The organism is Shinella sp. AETb1-6 (genome assembly GCF_009826875.1).
GTDB lineage: Bacteria > Pseudomonadota > Alphaproteobacteria > Rhizobiales > Rhizobiaceae > Shinella > Shinella sumterensis.
Window position 1 is genome coordinate 18,747 of sequence record NZ_WUMM01000020.1, and the last position, 20,442, is coordinate 39,188.

The 20,442-nt window shown below is 61.9% G+C and carries 18 protein-coding genes and 2 pseudogenes; 5 read left to right on the plus strand and 15 right to left on the minus strand.

The genetic code is table 11. The annotated features are described in order from the left end of the window. Positions 1-336 precede the first annotated feature (336 nt). The 4 genes from GR158_RS23500 to GR158_RS23515 are packed head-to-tail and all read right to left on the minus strand — an operon-like array spanning position 337 to position 2,788. On the minus strand, positions 337-702 hold the full coding sequence (locus GR158_RS23500) for a putative quinol monooxygenase (protein WP_371731782.1): 366 nt from the start codon (positions 700-702) through the stop codon (positions 337-339). Further along, positions 699-1,295, minus strand: coding sequence for an isochorismatase family cysteine hydrolase (locus GR158_RS23505; RefSeq protein ID WP_160872821.1), 597 nt, complete (start codon positions 1,293-1,295; stop codon positions 699-701). The genes GR158_RS23500 and GR158_RS23505 overlap by 4 nt, the downstream gene beginning before the upstream one ends. 28 nt (positions 1,296-1,323) lie before the next feature. After that, positions 1,324-1,998, minus strand: coding sequence for a glutathione S-transferase family protein (locus GR158_RS23510; RefSeq protein WP_160872822.1), 675 nt, complete (start codon positions 1,996-1,998; stop codon positions 1,324-1,326). A 31-nt stretch (positions 1,999-2,029) separates the two neighbouring features. Next, on the minus strand, positions 2,030-2,788 hold the full coding sequence (locus GR158_RS23515; protein ID WP_160872823.1) for an SDR family NAD(P)-dependent oxidoreductase: 759 nt from the start codon (positions 2,786-2,788) through the stop codon (positions 2,030-2,032). A gap of 170 nt (positions 2,789-2,958) precedes the next feature. Between GR158_RS23515 and GR158_RS23520 the strand changes: the two genes are divergently transcribed. Then, a complete protein-coding gene (locus GR158_RS23520) occupies positions 2,959-3,858 on the plus strand; it encodes an AraC family transcriptional regulator (RefSeq protein WP_160872824.1) in 900 nt (299 codons plus the stop codon). A gap of 58 nt (positions 3,859-3,916) precedes the next feature. On the opposite strand, the pseudogene GR158_RS23525 reads toward GR158_RS23520, so the two are convergent. From GR158_RS23525 to GR158_RS23545, 5 genes and pseudogenes are all read right to left on the minus strand, one after another. Then, positions 3,917-4,249, minus strand: a pseudogene (locus GR158_RS23525) (Tn3 family transposase); the annotation flags it as partial. A gap of 33 nt (positions 4,250-4,282) precedes the next feature. Beyond that, positions 4,283-5,320: an iron chelate uptake ABC transporter family permease subunit gene (locus tag GR158_RS23530; protein ID WP_160872825.1), complete on the minus strand. Its 1,038-nt coding sequence runs from the start codon at positions 5,318-5,320 to the stop codon at positions 4,283-4,285. Continuing rightward, complete coding sequence (locus GR158_RS23535) at positions 5,317-6,294, minus strand: FecCD family ABC transporter permease (RefSeq protein ID WP_371731783.1); 978 nt, start codon at positions 6,292-6,294, stop codon at positions 5,317-5,319. Before GR158_RS23535 ends, GR158_RS23530 begins: the two co-directional genes overlap by 4 nt. A 59-nt stretch (positions 6,295-6,353) precedes the next feature. Continuing rightward, positions 6,354-7,319 carry a Fe2+-enterobactin ABC transporter substrate-binding protein gene (gene fepB, locus GR158_RS23540; protein WP_160872827.1) on the minus strand — a complete coding sequence of 322 codons (966 nt, stop codon included), beginning with the start codon at positions 7,317-7,319 and terminating at the stop codon, positions 6,354-6,356. Between the two features lie 10 nt (positions 7,320-7,329). Beyond that, complete coding sequence (locus GR158_RS23545; RefSeq protein WP_202402420.1) at positions 7,330-8,190, minus strand: siderophore-interacting protein; 861 nt, start codon at positions 8,188-8,190, stop codon at positions 7,330-7,332. A 158-nt stretch (positions 8,191-8,348) separates the two neighbouring features. Here GR158_RS23545 and GR158_RS23550 point away from each other — a divergent pair, with 158 nt between their 5' ends. After that, the gene (locus GR158_RS23550) at positions 8,349-9,161 is read left to right on the plus strand and encodes an ABC transporter ATP-binding protein (protein ID WP_160872828.1); all 813 of its coding nucleotides are present in this window, start codon (positions 8,349-8,351) and stop codon (positions 9,159-9,161) included. Beyond that, the gene (locus tag GR158_RS23555) at positions 9,158-10,441 is read left to right on the plus strand and encodes an NtaA/DmoA family FMN-dependent monooxygenase (protein ID WP_160872829.1); all 1,284 of its coding nucleotides are present in this window, start codon (positions 9,158-9,160) and stop codon (positions 10,439-10,441) included. Before GR158_RS23550 ends, GR158_RS23555 begins: the two co-directional genes overlap by 4 nt. Positions 10,442-10,453: 12 nt before the next feature. Here the strand turns inward: GR158_RS23555 and GR158_RS23560 are convergent, their stop codons facing one another. After that, entirely contained in the window at positions 10,454-11,239 is a 786-nt protein-coding gene (locus GR158_RS23560) for an IclR family transcriptional regulator (protein WP_160872830.1), read from the minus strand. Between the two features lie 179 nt (positions 11,240-11,418). On the opposite strand from GR158_RS23560, the gene GR158_RS23565 reads away from it, so the two are divergent. After that, the gene (locus tag GR158_RS23565; RefSeq protein WP_160872831.1) at positions 11,419-13,494 is read left to right on the plus strand and encodes a TonB-dependent receptor; all 2,076 of its coding nucleotides are present in this window, start codon (positions 11,419-11,421) and stop codon (positions 13,492-13,494) included. A gap of 306 nt (positions 13,495-13,800) precedes the next feature. Here the strand turns inward: GR158_RS23565 and GR158_RS23570 are convergent. From GR158_RS23570 to GR158_RS23590, 5 genes and pseudogenes are all read right to left on the minus strand, one after another. After that, a pseudogene (locus GR158_RS23570) lies at positions 13,801-14,510 on the minus strand (fumarylacetoacetate hydrolase family protein); the annotation flags it as partial. Between the two features lie 261 nt (positions 14,511-14,771). Then, positions 14,772-15,608, minus strand: a complete 837-nt coding sequence (locus GR158_RS23575; protein WP_160872832.1) for a sugar phosphate isomerase/epimerase — start codon at positions 15,606-15,608, stop codon at positions 14,772-14,774. Between the two features lie 57 nt (positions 15,609-15,665). Beyond that, positions 15,666-16,445 (minus strand): ATP-binding cassette domain-containing protein, encoded by a 780-nt coding sequence (locus tag GR158_RS23580; RefSeq protein WP_134651484.1) that lies wholly within the window; start codon positions 16,443-16,445, stop codon positions 15,666-15,668. Next, entirely contained in the window at positions 16,442-17,524 is a 1,083-nt protein-coding gene (locus tag GR158_RS23585) for an ABC transporter permease (protein WP_134651486.1), read from the minus strand. Before GR158_RS23585 ends, GR158_RS23580 begins: the two co-directional genes overlap by 4 nt. Positions 17,525-17,640: 116 nt before the next feature. After that, complete coding sequence (locus GR158_RS23590; protein ID WP_160872833.1) at positions 17,641-18,669, minus strand: sugar ABC transporter substrate-binding protein; 1,029 nt, start codon at positions 18,667-18,669, stop codon at positions 17,641-17,643. 463 nt (positions 18,670-19,132) lie between these two features. On the opposite strand from GR158_RS23590, the gene GR158_RS23595 reads away from it, so the two are divergent. After that, positions 19,133-20,356 carry an ROK family transcriptional regulator gene (locus GR158_RS23595; RefSeq protein WP_160872851.1) on the plus strand — a complete coding sequence of 408 codons (1,224 nt, stop codon included), beginning with the start codon at positions 19,133-19,135 and terminating at the stop codon, positions 20,354-20,356. Positions 20,357-20,442: the final 86 nt, after the last annotated feature.

Sequence of the window (20,442 nt, forward strand, 5' to 3'; positions counted from 1 at the left end):
AGATCGGGGCAGTGGTGATGGTCAACGTCATCCAGGCCGGAAACCAGACGAACCCGGCGCGCAGACGTCTATTGGCGGCACCCTGCCGGTACTCGTTCCGGGGCTGGCCGTCAACCGTGTCTGCGGATCGGGCGCTCTGACGATCCTGTCGGTAGCACTCCACATGGCCGCGGGTGACAGAGATGCCAAGATCGCGGATAGCATCGAGGACACGGACCTAGCGCCTTTCGTCGGGCGGCCGGACGCCAACCCGGCCGATTGCTCTCCACAGACCGATATTCTGCCGATCACTGTGTACTATAGTGTGCCGCCGTAAGCACGCATACCGTCGGTCGGTTACAGGGCGTACGGCACAATCGTGAACATGTGCATGACGGGCGGTGCGGCCAGAAAGGGCGCGGTGAGCAGGCGATTGGCCGCCATGTGCGGCGATGCGCGGTGCGCCTGAAGCGCGGCATCATCCTCGTAGATTTCAACGAGCGTGTAGCTGTCGGCTAGGGTGGTCGACTTGAACAGTTCGTACAGGCGGTTGCCCGGTTCGTTGGCACGCACCGCAGCCGCCTGAACGGCGAAGGCGCATTCGAATGCTGCACCGCTGTCAGGCGTGACTGCGAGTTCGACCATCAATCCAATCATCGTATCGCCTCCGAAGCCCTGATAAACCAAGGCCCGACCCTGAAAGGCCGGGCTGTGGTATTTCACTCATGCGACACGAACTCCTGGGCGGTGATCGCGTTGGCGTAGAAAGGTGTGATCTCGGCCACGAAGTCGTCCTGCTGCTTGCGGGTATATCCGGCTGAGGCGTCGTAGATGACGTTGGTGTGGTAGCCGAGGTCATGGGCATTGCGCATCGAAGACTCGACGCACTGGCGTAGCGAGAAGCCGGCGAGGTAGATATCGAAGATGCCGTTGTTGCGCAGGTAGCCGTCGAGCGTGGTTCCGACGAAGACGCTGCTACCGCCGGCGCGCGCGCGGACGACATGCTCGCCTTCCGCCGGTTCGAAGCCAGGGAAGAAATCAGCCTGCTCGCCCAGGAAAGACCCGTAGTCGCGCATCATCTTGCGCAGGCCATATTTTGCTTCGCCCAGCACCTTGAAGGTCGGCTCGAACTTCAGCGCCGCGTGGATCACGTGCATGCCGCGACGGCGGGCCTCTTCGAGGATGATCTTCGAATTGGCAATGGCGGTGTCGACCTGCTCCCGGTCCTGAAACGCCGGATAGATGCCGCCGGTCGGGGAGAGCCAGTCATTGACATATTCGATCAGGATCAGCGCACTCTTGGATGGGTCGGCCATGCTGTAAATCCTTGGATGATGGTCAGGGTTAGGCGACGATCATCGCGCCTTGCCGGCGCAGATGGTCGCGAAACAGGTCGGGATAGTTGTCGATCACGGCGTTCTTGACGCTGGATCGCTCGGCAAGTGCCCCGCGCCACGCCGTCACACGTGGCAGGCCAGCAAAGATCGGGTCCGCCACTTCCGGATCGATGATCCCGAAATAGCGAAACAGCGGTGCGTAGACCGCATCGACGAGACCAAATTCCGCCCCGGCGAAATACGGACCGTCGCCCAGTTCGGCCTCGATCTTGCTTAGCCGATCACGGAAGGCAGCGCGCTTGGCGTCGGCGGTCGCCATGTCCTTGGCGTGGAGGAACTGCCAGCCCTCGGCAAAGGTCTGGGTGGCGAACTCGATCCAGGCGCGATGCCGGGCACGCAGCAATGCATCGTCGGGATACATCGCAGCGCCGCCTCGTGTCTCGTTCAGATATTCGCAGATAACAACGCTTTCGAAGAGGATTGCCTCCTCACCGTGCGGCTGGCGCACCTTCAGCGCCGGCACCTTGCCGGTCGGCGACAAGGCCAGGAACCAGTCGGGCTTGGCCGATAGATCGACGTTGACCCGGTTGAACGGAACGCCTTTTTCCAGAAGTACGATCGCGGCACGCTGGACGAACGGGCACAGCGGATGGCTGATGAGAGTAAGATCGGTTTCGGTCATGACGATTTCTCCGATGGAGCCGGATGCAGCATCAGAGCGACTGACCACCCGAGACATCGAAGGTCGTACCGTTGGCCCAACCCATGTCGTCGGACAGGATTGCTGCGACCGCGCCGCCAATGTCGTCGGGCTGACCGACGCGGCCCAGTGCGATCTTGCTCGCGACGAAGGCATGAGCCTGTTCGTTATCGCGGACCCTACCACCGCCGAAATCGGTGGCGATGGCACCGGGCGCGATGGCGTTAACGCGAATCTGCCGCGCGCCGAGTTCCAGCGCCATGAACCGGGTCAGCGTCTCGAGCCCCGCTTTGGCTGCCGCATAAAGACCGAAGGTGGCCATCGACGTGCGCGTGAAGCCCGTAGAGACATTAAGAATGCGTCCGCCATCAGCGATGATCGGTAGCAATGCCTGCGTCAGGAACACCGGTCCGCGCAGGTGCATGTCAATCATCATGTCGAACTGTTCCTCGCTGGCGTCAGCGACCTGCACGTGGACGACCGCACCGGCGTTGTTGACCAGATAATCGAACCGGTCGCTGTCGAAGCGGCTTCGGAGCGTCTCAGCGAAGGATGCGGCGAAGGCCGGAAAGCCTGCTACCTTGGTGACGTCGAGCTCGAGCATCGCCGCGGTGCCGCCCAGCGCCTCGATCTCGCTTACCAGCGCATCGGCTTCCGCCGCGCCCTGGCGATAGGTGCCCACGATGCCGACGCCGCGACGGGCGAGGTGCAGCGCCATGCTGCGACCGAGGCCGCGGCTAGCGCCGGTAATGAGTGCGATCTTCTGAGACATGGCTACGTTCCTGTTATTTTGATTTTCCTGACGGCACACCGTTGGGGGCCGCCTTCGCTGCCAGTCAAATAGGCGATCGGCGTGTCCGACACCCCGCCTAATACTCTCAATTGATTGCCTGATTGTCTCAAGCTCTTTGCAGAGGGAAGAAATGGTGTCATAGTGTTGCCATGACAGACAACCTACAGCCTCTTCGCGATATTGCGCTCCGCCACGGGCGGATCGGAATGGCCCTCACGCCGATACCCCGCCTGGAAATCGGCGTAGGACAGGCAACCTCAGGAACCTCGCCGTGTCTCTACCGCTCGATGATCTGCTTCATTCTGCAGGGATCGAAAGAGGTGGTCATCCACGATGACCTGTTGCGCTACGATGCGTCTCAATACTTGGTCAGCGCACTCGATTTGCCCTTGAGCGGCCAGATCCATGATGCTGATAACGGCAGTCCTTACGTGTCGGTTTCGCTGGTCCTTGATCCGGCGCTTCTTGCCGAGGTCGCATCGACGATGCCTGCGGTGCGCGACGCGGAAATTCCAGGCAGCGGCATCGCGCTCAATCCGATGACGCCGCCGCTGCGCGACACGCTGCTGCGGCTGCTGGCGTTGCTCGACTCGCCTGCGGACATTCCGGCGCTCGCGCCGATGGCCGAACGCGAATTGCTTTATCGTCTCCTCCAGGGCCCGCAAGGGCGTCTGTTGCGCCACATCGCCCGCCCGGAAGGTGCGATCGGCGGCATCCGTCGCGCAGTCGAATGGATCCGCGACCATGGCAACAGGCGGCTGCGAATCGAGGCGCTGTGCGAAGCCGCCGGCATGAGCCGCGCCAGCCTGCACCGCCATTTCGTCGCGCTGACGGGATTGAGCCCGATCCAGTATCAGAAGCAGCTACGCCTTCAGGAGGCACGCCAGTTGTTGCTCGCCGGAGACCATAGTGCCTCCGACGTTGCCTATGCGGTCGGCTATGAAAGCGCCTCTCAGTTCAGCCGCGAATATTTGCGGCAATTCGGGGCGCCGCCTGTCCGCGACGTTCGCAAGCTCAGGCAGTCGATCGACAATCAAATGGTCAATTAGAGAGCGTAGCGTTCGAAGTACGCTAAACAACGGCAAGGGCGAACAGCGGGAGAACATCCTATGCGGCCTTTGTCCCTCTCGGCAGGATGAGGGATTTTCGAGCCTTTGCTTGCGCGGCCCGATCCCACAGGAAGTCGCCCGAGAACGCGATGTGCTCCCAGCCTACCGGAGATGTGTGCGCTATAAGATCGTCGGTCACGACATTTCCGGCTGAGCGCAGATGCGCAATAGCATCGGCCATGTAAGTGGAATTCCAATAGACAATCGCGGCGATGACGAGATTGAGGCCGGGCGCTCGATACTGCTGGGCCTCGTGGCTACGGTCAACGATCCGCCCCTGTCGGAATGTGCAGATAGCCTGTGTGAGGGCGTGGCGCTGCTCGCTTTTGTTGCTTCATCATTGATGAAACAACGTGACATCGCCCTAAAATGACTTGGGCCGGACCAGCAGCCATAGAAGGTAGACGCCGCCCAGGAGACCTGTGGTCAGACCGATGGGCATGTGGATATTGAGCGGAAAGTGCTGACTCGTCAGGTCCGCTCCCAGGAGCAACACCATACCCATTAATGCGCCGGACATAACGGGCACATCCGGCGATCCGCTAAGCCGGCGGGCGAGTTGCGGCGCCGCGAGCCCTATGAAAGCGATCGGACCGGCGGCAGCGGTGGCGACAGATGTCAATCCGACGGCGGCCATGATCATAAGCAGTCGCGTGCGCTCGGCATCCATGCCGAGTTGCCGCGCAGTATCATCGCCCATCTCAAGCAGATTGAGGCCGCGTGCATGGGCGATCACCACCGGTAGGACGAGGATAAAGCCGATCGCTGCAGGCACCACATGCGACCAGGTCCGTGTGTTGAGTGAGCCGGCAAGCCAGAGCTGGGCGGAGGCCGCCTGATCGAGGTCGCCGCTCACCAGCAGGATCGTGTTGATGCCGGAGAGCGTGGCGCCGACGCCGATGCCGATCAGCACGAGCCGGTAACCGCCGGTGGAACGCCCCTTGCGGGCTAGAAGGAATACCGCAACGGCGGTCAGAGCGCCTGACAACACAGCCGCGGCAGAGGTTTCGATCGGGCCGGCATCGAGCAGCATGATCTGAACGATCGCACCCGTGGCTGCACCCGTCGTGAAGCCGATGATATCGGGCGAGCCAAGCGCGTTGCGCGAGATGGACTGGAAGATCGACCCCGACATGCCGAGGGCTCCGCCGACGATAATGGCCGTCAAGACACGCGGAAGCCGAATGCGCAGCATGATGCGCTCGGCTTTCGCATCATCGCCCTGCCCGACGAGCGTCGCGAAAACATCTTTCAGGCCGAGCGACAGGGAGCCGCTGGACAGCAGCAGGACGGCAAGGACTACAAGCGCCAGGATCAGCAGGCCGCAAAACACGGCGACACGCGGCCGCCACCGCACCGACAGTTGCCCCAGACGGCACACGGATGCAGGCGCCGTTTTCATAACGGCCTCAACTGGTACCTGCGGACGATGAGGATGAAGAAGGGTCCACCGACCAGTGCGGTGACGATACCCGCGGCGATCTCCTCCGGTGCGGCAATTATGCGACCGAGGCAATCTGCACCGAGCAAGAGGATAGACGCTAGCAGCGCGGAATAGGGAAGGATCCAGCGATAATCCGGCCCCGTGACAGTGCGTGCGAGATGCGGCGCCACCAGGCCCACGAAGCCTATCGGCCCGGCCGCGGCCGTCGCGCCGCCGGCCAGCAGCATGACGGCCAGGCATGCAAGGAAGAGTGTGCGGCCCGTATGCAGACCGAGCGCCCTGCCGAGTTCGTCTCCCAGCGCAATCGCATTGAGGTTCGCGGCAATGGAAAAGGCCACAACGAGCCCAAGGATCGTCACGACGGCCAGGACGCCGGCGACATCGAAGCCGCGTCCGGCCACCGATCCTGCCGCCCAGGTACGAAAGTCATCAAGCACAGCGGTCGGTGCGTTGATCAGGACGATACCCGTGAGCGCGCCGAGCATGACCGACAGCCCTGCCCCGGCCAGCACCAGCCGCACCGGGTTTGTTCCGGTTTCATGCGCACGCCCCAGCAAGAAGACGGCCCCGCCCGCAAGACCTGCGCCGGCAATACCGAACCATACGCGACCGGCCATTGTCGCGACCCCGAAAAAGGATGCACCGAGCACGACGGAGACGGCTGCGCCCGCGTTGACGCCGAGCAGCCCCGGTTCAGCCAACGGATTGCGTGTAATGGCCTGCATCACGGCACCTGATACGCCGAGCGCTAGCCCCGCAAGCAGCGCAACCGCAGTCCTGGGAACGCGCAGGGACCAGACGATCAGATGCCGATCGTCGCTCGGGTTGTAAGCATTGATCGCATCGAGAACCACATCAAGAGGAATGGGTCGCGACCCGAAGGCAAGGCTGAGAAGGCATAGAACGATGAGCGCGACCAGGCCTGAAAGCACACCCCAAATCCTCCGCTCGCGTCTGCCCGTATCGCGTGCTACCCTCACGAAAGCCCAGGTCATTTGCCCTTCAGCGCCCGGGCGGCAGCATCTATCATTTGGCGGCCCGAATAATAGTCGATGCGGAAGGATGTCGCGCCCAACGGGTAGACATGCTTGGTTTTCACGGCGGGCAGATTGGCCAGCACAGGATCGGCCAGGAATGCCTCCACATCCTCATTCGTCGCCCGCAGCAGGAAGACGCTATCGCCCGTGATCGCCGCAGGCAGGTTCTCCTGCGAAATGAACTCGAAATCGGAAGCCCGCGTCACCTGCCCACGCAGGCTTTCGGGCAAGCCGGTCACGGTCATGCCAAGCGCAGCGAGGAGCCGTGCCTGCGGGCTCTTCGGCTTGCTGATGGAATAGCTGCCGCCAATATTATAGCCGACGATGCTGACCGGCCCCTCGACGGGCGGCAAGGATGAAGCGACATCGGCCGCATAGCTATCGAAACGGGCGATCGCATCCGCCGCTTCGGATTCAAGGCCGGTGGCCCTGCCGAGCTGGACGGCAATATCCTGCCAGCTCTGGTTGGAGTAGTTGATGACGATGGCCGGTATGCCCTGCGCCACCAGTTCGGCGTGGTGCTGGACGACGCTGTCGGCCCCGGTTGCCGAGATGATCAGCAGATCCGGCTCGGCCGCGATAACAGCCTCGATATCGAATTCGAGCTTGCTGTAAAGCACCTCCACCCGGCGCTCGTCAGCGACCTTGGCCCATTGCGAGAAGAAACCCTTCTCATCCGTGAGGATGCTCGGGGTCGTGGCAGCGCTGGCAATAACGGGCGCGCCAATGGCAAGCAGGATGCCAGTAAGGCTCGGCGCCGTCGAGACGATCCGCCGGGGCTGCGCGGGGAGCGTCAACTCACCGGCGTCATGGCGTATGGTGCGCGGCCATCCCTCCTGCGCATGGGCGGTCAGCGGCGGCAGGAGGGTACTGATGGCAAGTCCGAAAGCGGATGTCAGAAGAGTACGGCGCTGGATCATGGTCTGATCGTCAAGCGAGAACGTCGAGATCGTTCATCTGCCGCAAGCCTCCGCCTGCCGCGCGCACCGTCTCATACTGCTTGAGACGCGTCCGGTCGATTTCCGAGCTGCTGACACCCTTGCGCCAGTATCCGAAGACGCGAACACGCTCTTTAGGCAGGCCGCATTCCTCGGTGAAATAGGCACGGATGGCACGGACATCCTGACGCTCTCCTGCCGCCCAAATCATGCGCCCCTCGGGATTGGGCAACGCGCGCGCGGCCGCGACCAACCGCCCGGTCGTGCCGGCTGGCTCATGGGGCTCCCGAAGCAGCAGGTGACGCACCACACCATCCACTTTTGGCAATTCCTCGAAGGCGGCCGGGTCCGCGGTTTCCACGTAGAGCTCGCCGCGGCTTCCGCCCTGCCATGCGCTGAGGATGGCGTGGATTGCCGGGATGGCTGTTTCGTCGGCAAAAAGCGCGACACCGCCTGCAACATCGTGATCGGGAAGATAATGGGCGCGCGGTCCGACAAGATGGATGATGCTGCCGATGGCCGCGCCATTCAGCCAGCGCATGGCGGGGCTGTCGTCGGCATGGATGACGAAATCGATTTCGACAAGGCTCAGCGCCGCATCAAAGGAACGGATGGTGTAGACGCGGGAAACCGGCCGCTGGCCCTCCGGACTTTCGACTTCAAGGCGCACAGCGAGATTGGGCCGACGCCATGGAGCCGGATCGCTCGGAGAAATGCGTCCCGTAACCCTCATGACCGAGGGAACCGGACGCTCGAGTGCAACGACTTCCATCGCCAGCCGTTCCATGCCGGCCATATGGTCGTCCTGTGCGAGCAGATTGTTTCGGTCCTCGACGCTCTCACGGTGCTGCATGTCACCATACTCCTAACGTTCATGTCGGTCGAATTGGTGTAGGAAGTGGACCCAAGACGATAAACATGACAAATTGAGTCTATATTGTTTTGCCCATATTGCAGAATGCATTCCGCAATGCAATACGAATTAACATTATCAGGTGACAGAAGAATGCCATGACCCATCGCCTCCATGCCCGTGCCGTGACGCTACGTTATGACGAGCGAACGATATCGCGCGGTCTGACAATCGCCTTACCCGATGGCGCCTTCACTGTGATCGTTGGACCCAACGCGTGCGGTAAATCCACCCTTTTGAGAGCAATGGCCCGCCTCCTGAAGCCATCGACCGGCGACGTGATATTGGACGGAAGAGACATCGCCGATTTTCCAACACGCGAGATCGCACGCCGGCTTGGTCTGCTGCCGCAGAGCGCAGTCGCACCCTCAGGCATCACAGTCGCCGATCTGGTGGCGCGGGGGCGCTACCCGCATCAATCGTTCTTCCGGCAATGGTCGAAGGCGGACGAGGCGGCGGTGGCCGCGGCCATTCAAGCCACCCGCATCACCGAGCTTTCTGACCGATCGGTCGACGAACTCTCCGGCGGTCAGCGACAACGCGTCTGGATCGCCATGGTCCTGGCGCAGGAGACACCGATCCTGCTTCTCGACGAGCCGACGACTTTTCTCGATATCGCCCATCAGATCGAGTTGCTGGATTTGCTCACAGATCTCAATGCCGCTGGGCGGACAGTCGTCGCCGTACTGCATGACCTCAACCACGCCTGCCGATACGCCACCCATCTTGTCGCCATGCGCGATGGCATGATTTTCGCCGAGGGCCGTCCTTCCGAGGTGGTGACGGAGAATCTGGTCGAGGCCGTTTTCGGACTTCAATGCACCGTGATCGATGATCCCGTGTCGCATACGCCGCTCATCGTCCCGCTTGGACGCCATCGTGCGACACATCGGCGGAACTCGGCACAATGAAGGGCAGGCAGCTTCATATCGGGCTTTGCCTTACGGAAACGTGGCTGCAGGGGCGTGAGCCCAATGATGCCGAGCGCTCCGAGCAGCAGCGAGACCCGACCGGCTTCTACATCCGGCTGGCGCAAGCGGCAGAACGAGCTAAGCTCGACTTCGTCTTCAAGCCAGATGTCCTGGCCATGCGACGGGGCAAATCTGGCACCGCACCGTCGTTTGTCGGTTTGGATCTGACGGTCCTGCTGGCCGCCATCGCCACGGCCACGCATCGCATAGGGCTTGTCACAACCGCCTCGACGACCTTCAATCCGCCCTATGTCGTCGCCCGGCAGATTCAGACGTTGCACTGGGTCAGCAACGGGCGTGCGGCCTGGAACATCGTCACCTCGATCGAGGGAGCGGAGAACTTCGGCGATGCGCCGATGCCGCCGGCGCCGGAGCGCTATCGCAAGGCCGCGGAATTCACCGATCTCGTGCGCAGCTTGTGGCAGAGCTATCCACATGCGGCACTGGACAATAAGGCGCAACCGGCGGCGCTCAACCACCGCGGTGAATTCTTCAGCGTCAAGGGACCGCTCAACGTGCCGGGTCATGCCAGCGGCCCACCGCCTTTGTTCCAAGCCGGTGCGTCGGAGATCGGGCGGGACTTCGCAGCCTCAGTGGCGGACGCGACCTTCGCCTCCACCCCCGACATGGGCGCCGCACTCGACCTGCGGAACGATCTACGCATCCGCGCCCAGAAACATGGACGGACTGATGCGCCAAGGGTCCTTCCCGGCCTCTACTTTTTCCTGGCAAAGACGCGGGAGGAAGCCGTGGCGATGCACCGGCGCGCCCATGCGCATTTGACGAAAGAGCAGCGCCTCGACGCCGTGAAGACCATTCTCGGCCTGGATCTTTCTCACTTGAAGCCGAATGCCCGGGTGACTGCCGATCTGCTACAGTTCGACGACCGAACGGTGCGTAGCCGCACCCACGCCGATCTGCTGCGCCGACACATCCAAAACAACGAGCCTCTGCTTGAGGACCTTCTGGCGCGGCCGGAAGTCGTCGGCTCCGCCCATTGGGTGTCCGTGGGCACGGTAGAGGATGTCGCGGTCGACATCGTGAAATGGTTCGAAGCCGGCGCGATCGACGGGTTCATCGCGCTGCCGGGCGGTTCACTCGAATCGCTGCGCCTGTTCCTGGAAGAACTCGTGCCACTGCTCGTGCGGCAAGGTCTCTTTCGCCAAGACTACGACGGAGAGACGTTGCGGGCACATCTGCGTCTTGGGTCACAGGCATAAACCGATGCAGGGTCAGGCCCCGCCCGAATCTCGCGTCGCCTGTTTTCCCGCGTCGATCAATGCTGCGGCGTGTCCCTCGCTCTCTGCCGTCTCGACGAAGGATACGGTGGTGACCACACAACAGATTTCGCCGTAGACATCGAAAACAGGCGCGGCTTTGCCAGTGAGCGCGGAGAAAAGCCGCTCGTTCAGTTCGGCGCCACCGGCGCGGCGAATGTCCTCCAGCATGCCAGGTGCGGGCGGGCGACCGCGAAAGGCATCCGGCTGCAACTGGCGCACCGCCTCGATCCGCTCCGCCGGCAGATAGGCCTGGAACACAAGCCCGCACGCCGTGTTATCCAGCGGCAGGACATCGCCCAGTGTCACAGTGCTGATGGCAAAGCGGGCACTGCGATACCATTGCACGATTGTCGGGCCGCGATCCGTCCAGATCGCAACGCCGCAGCTGGCGGCAAAGCGCGACGCCATCACCTTCATGTGCCGCGCTGCGACGGCGACCGGATCAATCCGTTTGAGCGCACTGATGCCGATACTAAGCGCGGCGGGACCGAGATCGTAACAGCCCGTCACCTGATCCTGTGCGACGAGCCCCTCGCGTACCAGACTTTGCATATAGCGATGGGCGGTCGACCGCCCGGTCCCTGCACGACGGGCCAATTCGACCAGTGGGAGTTCGCCATCCGATATCGCGAGGATGTTCAGGAAACGCGACGCGATGGAGACGGACTGAATGACACCGGCACGCTTTTCCCCTGCGACATCCGACAGTTCGTCTGAATTCTCTTCGAACTCGGTCAACTACATCCTCCCATCGATTTCTCCGGCGCTGATGCGACGCCAATAGCACACTGTTGCAGATATGACACGGGCTGCATCTCACGACAATCTGCTCATTATGTGGAAAGCATTCCCTATTGCGGAATGCTTTCGGCCTCGCTACGCCAACATGAGTTTAATACTCATGTTTAGGGGTTGATATGAGCACTCATCTTTCTCGCAAGCTCGCAGCCGGCGTCAGCGTCGCGGCATTGACGTTGCTCCCGGCAATGGCGCCCGCGCAGGACACAGCGACGAACGGCGCGACGGTTCTGGAGGCCATCACTGTGACGGGCGAGAAGGTCTCTCGGGACATGAAGAGCACAGCCTCTTCGGTATCGATCAAGACGAGCCGAGAGATCGACCGGGAGAAGACGGGCAACGCGACCGTCTCGGAAGTGATCGCCGATGTGCCGAACGTCGTTTATTCCGATACCGTCAGCGCGCCGGTCATCCGCGGGCAGGACAGCCAGGGTCCGCTGACCGGACAGGGCTCGTTCTGGGGCGGCACGGTGCCGCGCGCCACCATCAATCTCGACGGCCACTACCTGAACTACAACGAGTTCTACTTCGGTGCGACATCGGTGTGGGATCTCGACAGCATCGAGGTGTTCCGCGGTCCGCAGACCACGTCGCAGGGCGCCAACGCCATTGCCGGCGCCATCATCGTCAACACGAAGGATCCGACATTCACGCCCGAGGCGGCCTATCAGGCCGAAATCGGCAACTACAACAGCAAGCGAGCGTCCATCGCCCTATCCGGCCCCATCGTCGAAGACCAGCTGGCCGCTCGTCTGGCCATTGATTATTCCGGACGCGGCACCTTCATCGATTATGTCAATGCCGGTTTCAGGCACGAAGGGACGGATCAGGATTTCAGCGCCCTGAACGCACGTCTAAAGCTGCTGTGGGAGCCAACCGACATTCCTGGTCTGACGGCGAAGCTGACCTATTCGCATACCAGCAGCAACAGGCCGTCGCAGGAGGCGGCGTCACGTCCGTTCGATGCGCTCGAGCATGTCACCAACACGATGCCAAGCTGGAAGCAGCATACCAATACTGGGATCCTCGACATCGGGTATGACTTCGAGAGCGGCATCAAGCTATTCAACCAGACGCAATACTCGTCTTCAAACGTTCAGCGAGCCACAGGCATCGTCAACGGCGGAAACGCCGATATCGATCAAGCCAACGTGTCGAACGAGACACGCGTCATGTTCGGAGACGAGACCGATACGGTGAGTGGTGTTGCCGGCCTCTATTACGCGCGCACGCACACCGACGAGGCGCTCTACCTCTCTGGACTGTCGTCGTTCGATGACACCAAGCGCAATCTCGGTCTCTTCGGTGAGATGAGCTACCGATTTGCCGAACGATGGACGCTCACGACGGGACTGCGTTATCAGAACGATCGCATCGAACGCGCCGGCTCCTCGGTCTTCGCGCCGACGCCGGTCGATTTCGACACGACCTTCTCGGCCCTCCTGCCAAAAGCCTCGCTTGCCTATGCGGCCACCGACGACTGGACCGTCGGCGCGCTCGTCAGCCGCGGCTACAATCCCGGCGGCGTCTCCCTCAACCTGAATGCCCGGCGCTGGCAGTCCTTCGAGGAGGAGTCGATCTGGAACTACGAGGTCTTCACCCGCGCGACCCTTCTCGATGATCGTCTGACGGTGAACGGCAATTTGTTCTACATGGATTTCAAGAACGCACAGTATACCATCCCCGTCGTCATCTCGCCGGGTGTTACGCAATCCTACACGATCAACGCCGAGGAGGCGCACGCTTACGGCCTGGAGATCGGCGCGGACTATCAACTGCTCGACAACCTTACGCTTAAGGGCAGCGCCGGCATCCTGCGCACAAAAATCGACCGGATCGCCAGTAACGTCGCCTATGAGGGCAACGAGTTCGCAAAGTCGCCGGGCTATATGGTCACCTTCGGCGTGAGTTGGGACGTGACCGAGAAGTTCAACCTGTCGGGCCAGGTGCGCCATCTCGATGGCTATTATTCCGACACGGCCAATACCGCAGCCTACGCCATTGAGCCCTACACGATCGCCGATATCAGAGCGAGCTACAAACTGCATGACAACATGGAGGCCTACGGCTACGTGAAGAACGTCTTCGACGAGCGCGCACCGACCTATATGCAGCAGAACCGCGGCATCGGTGGCATCGAAGCCAGCATGACCGCCCCACGCATGTTCGGCATCGGCGTCAAGGGCACGTTCTGATCAATAGCCGGAACAATTTCCGACGTAACACCGTGTAACGGTCGACGGATGTCGACCCGGCTCAGAATGCGCTTGTGATGTTGAGCGAATGGCGACGGCGAACTAGGTTCGCCGTCGCTCCTCCAGCTTGCCACTAGTATTTGTCCCTTCCTGCGACCGCGCACGAGTCGTAAGAAGCCCAACGCAGCTGTCGCTGAGGTTATTCGGGCGTGATGGACCATCCTGATACGGACTAAGGGGATGGGCCTGCGTGCAGAAGATCAAGGCCTTCTTCGCCCTTCTATTGATGCGTCGGAAGGACGTTTCCTACATCAGCTTTCCTGCCGCCAGATTTCGCATCAACTGCGAAGCGCCAAACGTCAAGGGTGAGCATTCCGTCGATAGTTTGACCATGTTTACGAGCGCGCCGAGCTTCTCGCGTGAAACCGTGCCTAGGTGCGTCCCGGTCCTCGACGGGCGCAAAGAGTGTACCGAGAAACTGCACGAAGCCATCCGGATACTGGTGATGCGCGGCGCGCGTCTGTGCGACGAGATCGAGAGGGTCGCGACTGATCTCCTTCATCGAACTCTTGCCGTGCAGCACGAAGCCGTCCTTGCCCTCGACGCGCAGGTCCAACTCGGCATTGCACGTCGTCGATCGTATAGTTCTCATCGAACAGACGGACAAAGGGACCGATGGCGCGGGACGCGTTGTTGTCCTTGGCCTTGCCGAGCAACAGGGCCGAGCGCCCTTCGACATCGGGAAGGTTCACATCGTTGCCGAGTGCCGCGCCCTTGACCCGGCCTTCGCTGTCGACCGCCAGCACGATCTCCGGTTCGGGGCTGTTCCATTTCGAAACCGGGTGCAGCCCCACGGCGGCCCCTGTGCCCACGGAAGACATGATCTGCGCCTTGGTGAACACTTCGGCATCCGGTCCGATCCCGACCTCCAGATATTGCGGACACAGACCTTCCTCGATAAGCGGGGATTTCACCCGCTGGGCATTTTGCGAACCGGCCTTGAGGTCGCGAAGGCTGGCGCGTGGGCCGTAATGCATTCTTCCCTTAACCGGCACGAGCGTTGTCCCATGCACGATAGCAGAAGTGCGTTCCGATCGTTCGCAGGGAGATTCTATCAACCACTGGCCACATTAAGAACTTGAAGGGATTCGAACTTGAAACCATCCCTTTAACTTGCTTGCGATGTCCGGGATTTGAGACAACAGCCAGTATCTCGCAGGCGAGTTCATCAAAGCATTATCTCAGTAGCTGACCCGTCCGGCGAGCGGGCACTCCACTTATGTTATGGCTTCAAGGGCGTTCTGCAAGTGCCTCAAGCTCACCCGAGCGACCTCGCCGGGGTCGGCACCGCGGCGACCGAAACCGGTTTCGACTGTAACATTGCCGGTGTAGTTTGCCGTCACGAGTGCCTCCATGCGAGGCAGCCAGTCCGTCGTGCCCTCGCCGATAGCCTTTCGCTGCGTGTCGGCCATGTGGATGTTGACGAGGTCAGCGCCCATCTCGGCAACGTAGTCCGCGAAGCTTCCGCCTTCGAAATCCATGTGGAACGTGTCGAACATCAGCTTCACGTTCGATGTGCCGACTGCCTCCATCATCCGGCGCGCATCGGCCGGCGTGTCAATGAGGTTTGTATCGGACGTGGTCGGCTCGATGGCAATGATAATGCCCCTGTCCTGCGCGTGGACGGCGATCTGGCGCAGGCATTCGGCGCTGTAGTCCCAGCCGGCTTCCAACGACATGCCCTGCGCTCGCCAGCCGCCGATGTAGAGAACCATGCCGGCGCCGAGATCGGAAGCGAGATCGATGATGTCGATGTAATGCGATACCGTCGCCTGACGCTCCGCCCGCGACGACGAGCAGGGATTGCAGCCGAAGCCGCCGCCGATGGCAGGAAGGAGCGCTGAGATTTCCAGCCCCTCACCACCGGCGATCGCGCGGATTTCCTGCCGGCGGTCCTTTGCCAGGTGCTGCGGCCAGGCATGGGGGGCGCAGCAACCGATTTCGACGGCATCATAGCCGGCCTCGGCGATGGAGCGGATCGTCTCGTCCAGCGTGTAGGTGGGCAGGAAGGTCGGGAAGCTGCTGTAGGGAAAGGTGTTGAAGGCGAATTTCATGGCATCGATGTCCTTCGGCTTTCTTGCCGCGCCGCACGCGACGGAGGGTTCGAGAGATCAGGCCGCGATCGGCGCCGCCATGGCCCCGGTCATGATCGCCACCGCATCGGACATGGAATAGTCCTTCGGCGAGATGACCGCCGCGCGTCGGCCGAGACGATGGATATGGATGCGATCAGCGACCTCGAAGACATGCGGCATGTTGTGGCTGATGAGGACGATCGGCACGCCTCGGGCCCGCACCTTGAGGATGAGATCGAGCACCTTGCGCGATTCCTTCACGCCGAGTGCCGCCGTCGGCTCGTCCATGATAATGACCTTGCTGCCGAAGGCGGCGGCGCGCGCGACGGCGACACCCTGCCGCTGGCCGCCCGACAGCGTCTCCACCGGCTGCTGGATATTCTGGATCGTCAGGAGGCCGAGTTCAGCGAGCTTCGCGCGGGCGATGTCGTTCATCGCCTGCCGGTCGAGCTGATGGAACAGCTTGCCGAAGAGGTTCGGACTGTAAATTTCCCGGCCGAGAAACATATTGTCGCTGATCGACAGGGCGGGTGAAAGCGCCAGCGTCTGGTAGACGGTCTCGATGCCGGCCTTGCGCGCCTCGATGGGCGATGAGAACGAGATCGGCACGCCATCCAGGCGGATCTCGCCGCTATCGGGGCGGATGGCGCCCGACAGCGCCTTGATTAGGCTCGATTTGCCCGCGCCGTTGTCGCCGATAACGGCGAGGATTTCGCCCGGCATCAGGTCGAATTCGCCATTGTCGATCGCAACCACGCGGCCATAGCGTTTCATCAGGCCGCGGGCACTGAGAACGGGGGTGACTTCGGTGTTCATGCGGAAACCTTTCTGATCCACTGGTCGACGGCGACGGCGAGGATGATCAGCCAGCCGATGGCGAAGAGCTGCCAGAGGACGTCGACGCCGGCGATGCGCAGGCCCGACTGGAAGACGCCGACGATGAGCGCGCCGACCAGCGGCCCGAGAATGGAGCCGCGCCCGCCGAACAGCGAGATGCCCCCGATCACGACGGCGGTGATCGACTGGAGATTACCTTCGAAGAAGCTGGTGGGCGACACCGCGCCGACGCGACCGATGGCCGACCAGCCGGCGAGCGCGCAGATGAAACCGGCCACCGCATAGACCGAGATGAGCACGCGGTCGGTGCGGATGCCGGCGAGTTCCGCCGCCTCCTTGTCGTCGCCGACGGCATAGATGTGCCGGCCCCAGGCGGTGCGGGTCAGCGCATACCAGAGCACGAGGAAGACGGCGACGAACAGGAGCGAGCCGTAGCTGATCTTCGTTCCAAAGACCGACAGACTCTCGCCGAAGATCTTCAGGATGGGCGCGGTCTGGTCGATTTCGCTGCCCCGGATCGACTGCGCGCCCGAGAGATAGAGATTAAGCGCATAGAAAACGTTCCAAGTGCCGAGCGTGGCGATGAACGGCGGCAACTTCACGCGGGTGACGAGGAAACCGTTCATCAGGCCGATGCCGGTGCCGACGAGAAACGAGGTAAGGAGCGACGGAATGGGCGGCCAGCCGAGCTTGACCGCCAGATTGCCTGCCACGACCGAACTCAGCACCATTATAGCGGCCACCGAGAGATCGATACCGGCCGTGAGGATGACCAGGCTCTGGGCGACGGCGAGAATGCCGATGATCGAGACCTGCTGGACGATCAGCGACATGTTGTAGGGCGTGAAGAATTTGCTGCCGGCGAAGAGACCGAAACCGATCAGCGATACCGCCAGCACGATGAGCGGCACGAAAGTGGGGTAGCTGTGCAGGAAACGCTGAAGCTTCTGCACCGGGCCGATCGCGTCGGTATCAAATTGCGCAAAGCCGCGCGCGGGCTCTGCCGCTGCATCGACGCTTTCCGTCTTGTCGGCCAGCGCGTTGAGATTGTTCGTCATGGATTATATCCCTATGTGAGCCGGGAATGGGGCGGGCGGGTGACCGCCCACCCCGCAGCTTGCCCCGGGAGTGGCAGGCGAAATGTCGTCAGTGACGTGCGGGCGCTAGCGCCGCATCAGCCCCAGCACTTCTTCAGGCCCTCATCGGCGGTGATCGACGGAAGGCCGTCGACGGGCTGGTCGGTGATCAGCTCGACGCCGGTGTTGAAGAAGTCAAGGCCGGGCGTCGGCTCCGGCTTCTTGCCGCTGTCGGCAAAGGCCTTGATAGCCTCAATGCCCATGGAGGCCATCAGCAGCGGGAACTGCATGGAGGTGGCACCGATCACGCCTTCCTTGATGTTCTGGACACCCGGGCAACCGCCGTCGACGGAGACGATCGTCACGTCCTTTTCGCGACCCGCGGCCTTGATCGCTTCATAGGCGCCGGCAGCCGTCGGCTCGTTGATCGTGTAGACGAGGTTGATCTCGGGATCGATCTGCAGCAGGCTTTCCATGCCCGTGCGACCGCCCTCTTCGTTGGCGTTGGTCACGGCATTGCCGATGATGCGCGGGTCATCCTCATCGCCGATATCGGTGGGGTTCTTGATGTCGATGCCGAAGCCGGACAGGAAGCCCTGGTTGCGCATGTAGTCGACGGTGATTTCCTGGGCGTTGAGGTTCAGAAGCGCGATCTTGGCATCCTTGGCGGCGTCACCAAGCTTGCCGGCTGCCCATTTGCCAACGAATTCGCCCGCCTTGAAATTGTCCGTCGCGAAGGTTGCGTCAGCCGCGCTTGCCGGATCGAGCGGCGTGTCGAGCGCGATGGTGAGCAGGCCGGCCTCGCGCGCCTTCGTAATGATCGGCACGAGCGCGCTGGAATCGTTCGGCGTCAGAAGAATGCCCTTCGCGCCGCTGGCGATGCAGGATTCGATGGCGGCGATCTGCGTGTCGGCATCGCCGTCCTGCTTGCCGGCAAAGGTCAGAAGCTCGATACCGAGTTCGGCGGCCTTGGCGCTGGCGCCTTCCTTCATCTTGACGAAGAAGGGGTTGATCTCGGTCTTCGTGACCAGGCAGGCGGTGATCTTTTCCTGGGCCTGGACCGGCGCGACGAAGGCGGCGGACGCCAGAAGAACGCCAAAGGCGGCGCGAGTAAAAGTGGAATGCATTTTATCCTCCCATGAAGCAGGGACTCCCCTGCGAATGTTGCGCGGACAGGCGCTCTCCCTAGCGCCCCGCCGGCAAGGACTGCCCCTTCGACCGGCGACGGGAATGCAAACATCGATGGCCAATCTTGTCAATATTTAATGCGGTATGATTTATTAAACGCCTGCTTTGAATGCAAAGACATGCGTCCGGGCGACCACTGCTGAAATCTATATAACGTATTAACATACTGATTTAACATCAATATTTTCGTTATGCGCCATGAAACATATGCTGAAATTTTGCAAGGAACAGTGCAAGCGATACGCAATATAAAGACTTCCGCATGATTTATTATTGACGATGCGGTTGTTGCCCCTCATATTTCGCTCACATCGGAGGAGCGACGCACATCCAGTTGGTGTGCAAGGCAAAGCGATATAAATTCGCGTCGGCGCAATGCACATGATGGGAGGTGCAGTGAAGATGTTGAGCACGGACAAGGCGGCCAGCGATGCCGGTGAGCGGCTGGATACCAGCCGGGGCACGAACCAGACCGGCGTGAAGCTCTATAACGAGCGGCTCGTGCTTTCGCTCGTGCGCACGCACGGTCCGCTGTCGAAGGGCGAGATTTCGCGCATGACCGGGCTTTCCGCTCAGGCCAGCTCCGTCATCATGAAACAGCTCGAGATGGACGGCCTTCTGGTGCGCGGCGAGCCGCAGCGCGGCAAGGTGGGCCAGCCCTCCATTCCGATGGCTCTCAATCCGGAAGGTGCCTTCTCCGTCGGCTTCAAGATCGGCCGGCGCTCCGCCGATCTCGTGCTGATGGATATGGTCGGCACGCCGCGCCAGATGATCCGCACGACCTTCGCCTATCCGACGCCGGCGCTGCTGAAGCAGTTCTTCCAGACGAGCCTCGAGACGATCACTGACAACATGACGCGCATCCAGTTCAGCAGGGTGCGTGGCGTAGGCATCGCTGCGCCGTCGGAAATGTGGAGCTGGGAAGAGGAGGTCGGCGCGCCGCATGACGTGGTCGATGCCTGGCGCAGCTTCGATCTCAAGGCCGAGGTCGCGCAGCTCTGCGATTGGCCGGTCCATTTCTACAACGACGCCACGGCGGCCTGCGCAGCCGAGCTCGCCTTCGGCGAAGGCGGCAAGTATCCGGATTTCCTCTACGTCTTCTTCGCCACCCTGGTCGGCGGCGGCGTGGTGCTCGACGGCAGCCTCTATCCCGGCCGCCGCGGTTATGCTGGCGCGATCGGGTCGGCGCCGGTTTCCACGACCGAGGCCGGCAAGCCGCCGAAACGGTTGATCCAGTGCGCCTCCATCTACCTTCTCGAGCGGATGATCCGCGACAGCGGCGGCGATCCGAGCCTCATCTGGCACAACAACCAGGACTGGAGCGCGCTCGGCGATGTCGTGGACCGCTGGGTGGAGCAGGCAACCGACAGCCTCGCGCTGGCGATCGGCAGCGCCATCTCCGTTATCGACTTCCACAATGTGGTGATCGACGGCGGCTTTCCGCCGGACGTGCGGGCGAAGGTGGTGGCGCGCACGCGCCAGAAGCTCGCCGCCATGGACGTGCAGGGCGTGGCGCCGGTGGAGATCGTGGAAGGGAAAATCGGCAGTGATGCCCGCGTGCTGGGAGCGGCAAGCCTGCCGCTGCTGGCCGAATATGCGCGGCACCGGGACCTGCTTTTCAATTGACCGCACGGCGCGGGAGCGCCTTGCGGGCAGGAACATCGACAGACAACGAACGGGGCGCCCGTTTTACGGGTGCCGGGAGGATTTGC

Excerpts from the sequence above, each read along its gene's own strand:
- GR158_RS23550 (WP_160872828.1), top strand. The coding sequence starts at position 8,349 with ATGACCCATCGCCTCCATGCCCGTGCCGTGACGCTACGTTATGACGAG.
- GR158_RS23585 (WP_134651486.1), bottom strand. The coding sequence starts at position 17,524 with ATGACGAACAATCTCAACGCGCTGGCCGACAAGACGGAAAGCGTCGAT.
- GR158_RS23565 (WP_160872831.1), top strand. The coding sequence starts at position 11,419 with ATGAGCACTCATCTTTCTCGCAAGCTCGCAGCCGGCGTCAGCGTCGCG.
- GR158_RS23505 (WP_160872821.1), bottom strand. The coding sequence starts at position 1,295 with ATGGCCGACCCATCCAAGAGTGCGCTGATCCTGATCGAATATGTCAAT.
- GR158_RS23520 (WP_160872824.1), top strand. The coding sequence starts at position 2,959 with ATGACAGACAACCTACAGCCTCTTCGCGATATTGCGCTCCGCCACGGG.
- fepB (WP_160872827.1), bottom strand. The coding sequence starts at position 7,319 with ATGATCCAGCGCCGTACTCTTCTGACATCCGCTTTCGGACTTGCCATC.
- GR158_RS23530 (WP_160872825.1), bottom strand. The coding sequence starts at position 5,320 with ATGAAAACGGCGCCTGCATCCGTGTGCCGTCTGGGGCAACTGTCGGTG.
- GR158_RS23545 (WP_202402420.1), bottom strand. The coding sequence starts at position 8,190 with ATGCAGCACCGTGAGAGCGTCGAGGACCGAAACAATCTGCTCGCACAG.
- GR158_RS23580 (WP_134651484.1), bottom strand. The coding sequence starts at position 16,445 with ATGAACACCGAAGTCACCCCCGTTCTCAGTGCCCGCGGCCTGATGAAA.
- GR158_RS23515 (WP_160872823.1), bottom strand. The coding sequence starts at position 2,788 with ATGTCTCAGAAGATCGCACTCATTACCGGCGCTAGCCGCGGCCTCGGT.
- GR158_RS23510 (WP_160872822.1), bottom strand. The coding sequence starts at position 1,998 with ATGACCGAAACCGATCTTACTCTCATCAGCCATCCGCTGTGCCCGTTC.
- GR158_RS23590 (WP_160872833.1), bottom strand. The coding sequence starts at position 18,669 with ATGCATTCCACTTTTACTCGCGCCGCCTTTGGCGTTCTTCTGGCGTCC.
- GR158_RS23575 (WP_160872832.1), bottom strand. The coding sequence starts at position 15,608 with ATGAAATTCGCCTTCAACACCTTTCCCTACAGCAGCTTCCCGACCTTC.
- GR158_RS23555 (WP_160872829.1), top strand. The coding sequence starts at position 9,158 with ATGAAGGGCAGGCAGCTTCATATCGGGCTTTGCCTTACGGAAACGTGG.
- GR158_RS23595 (WP_160872851.1), top strand. The coding sequence starts at position 19,133 with ATGTTGAGCACGGACAAGGCGGCCAGCGATGCCGGTGAGCGGCTGGAT.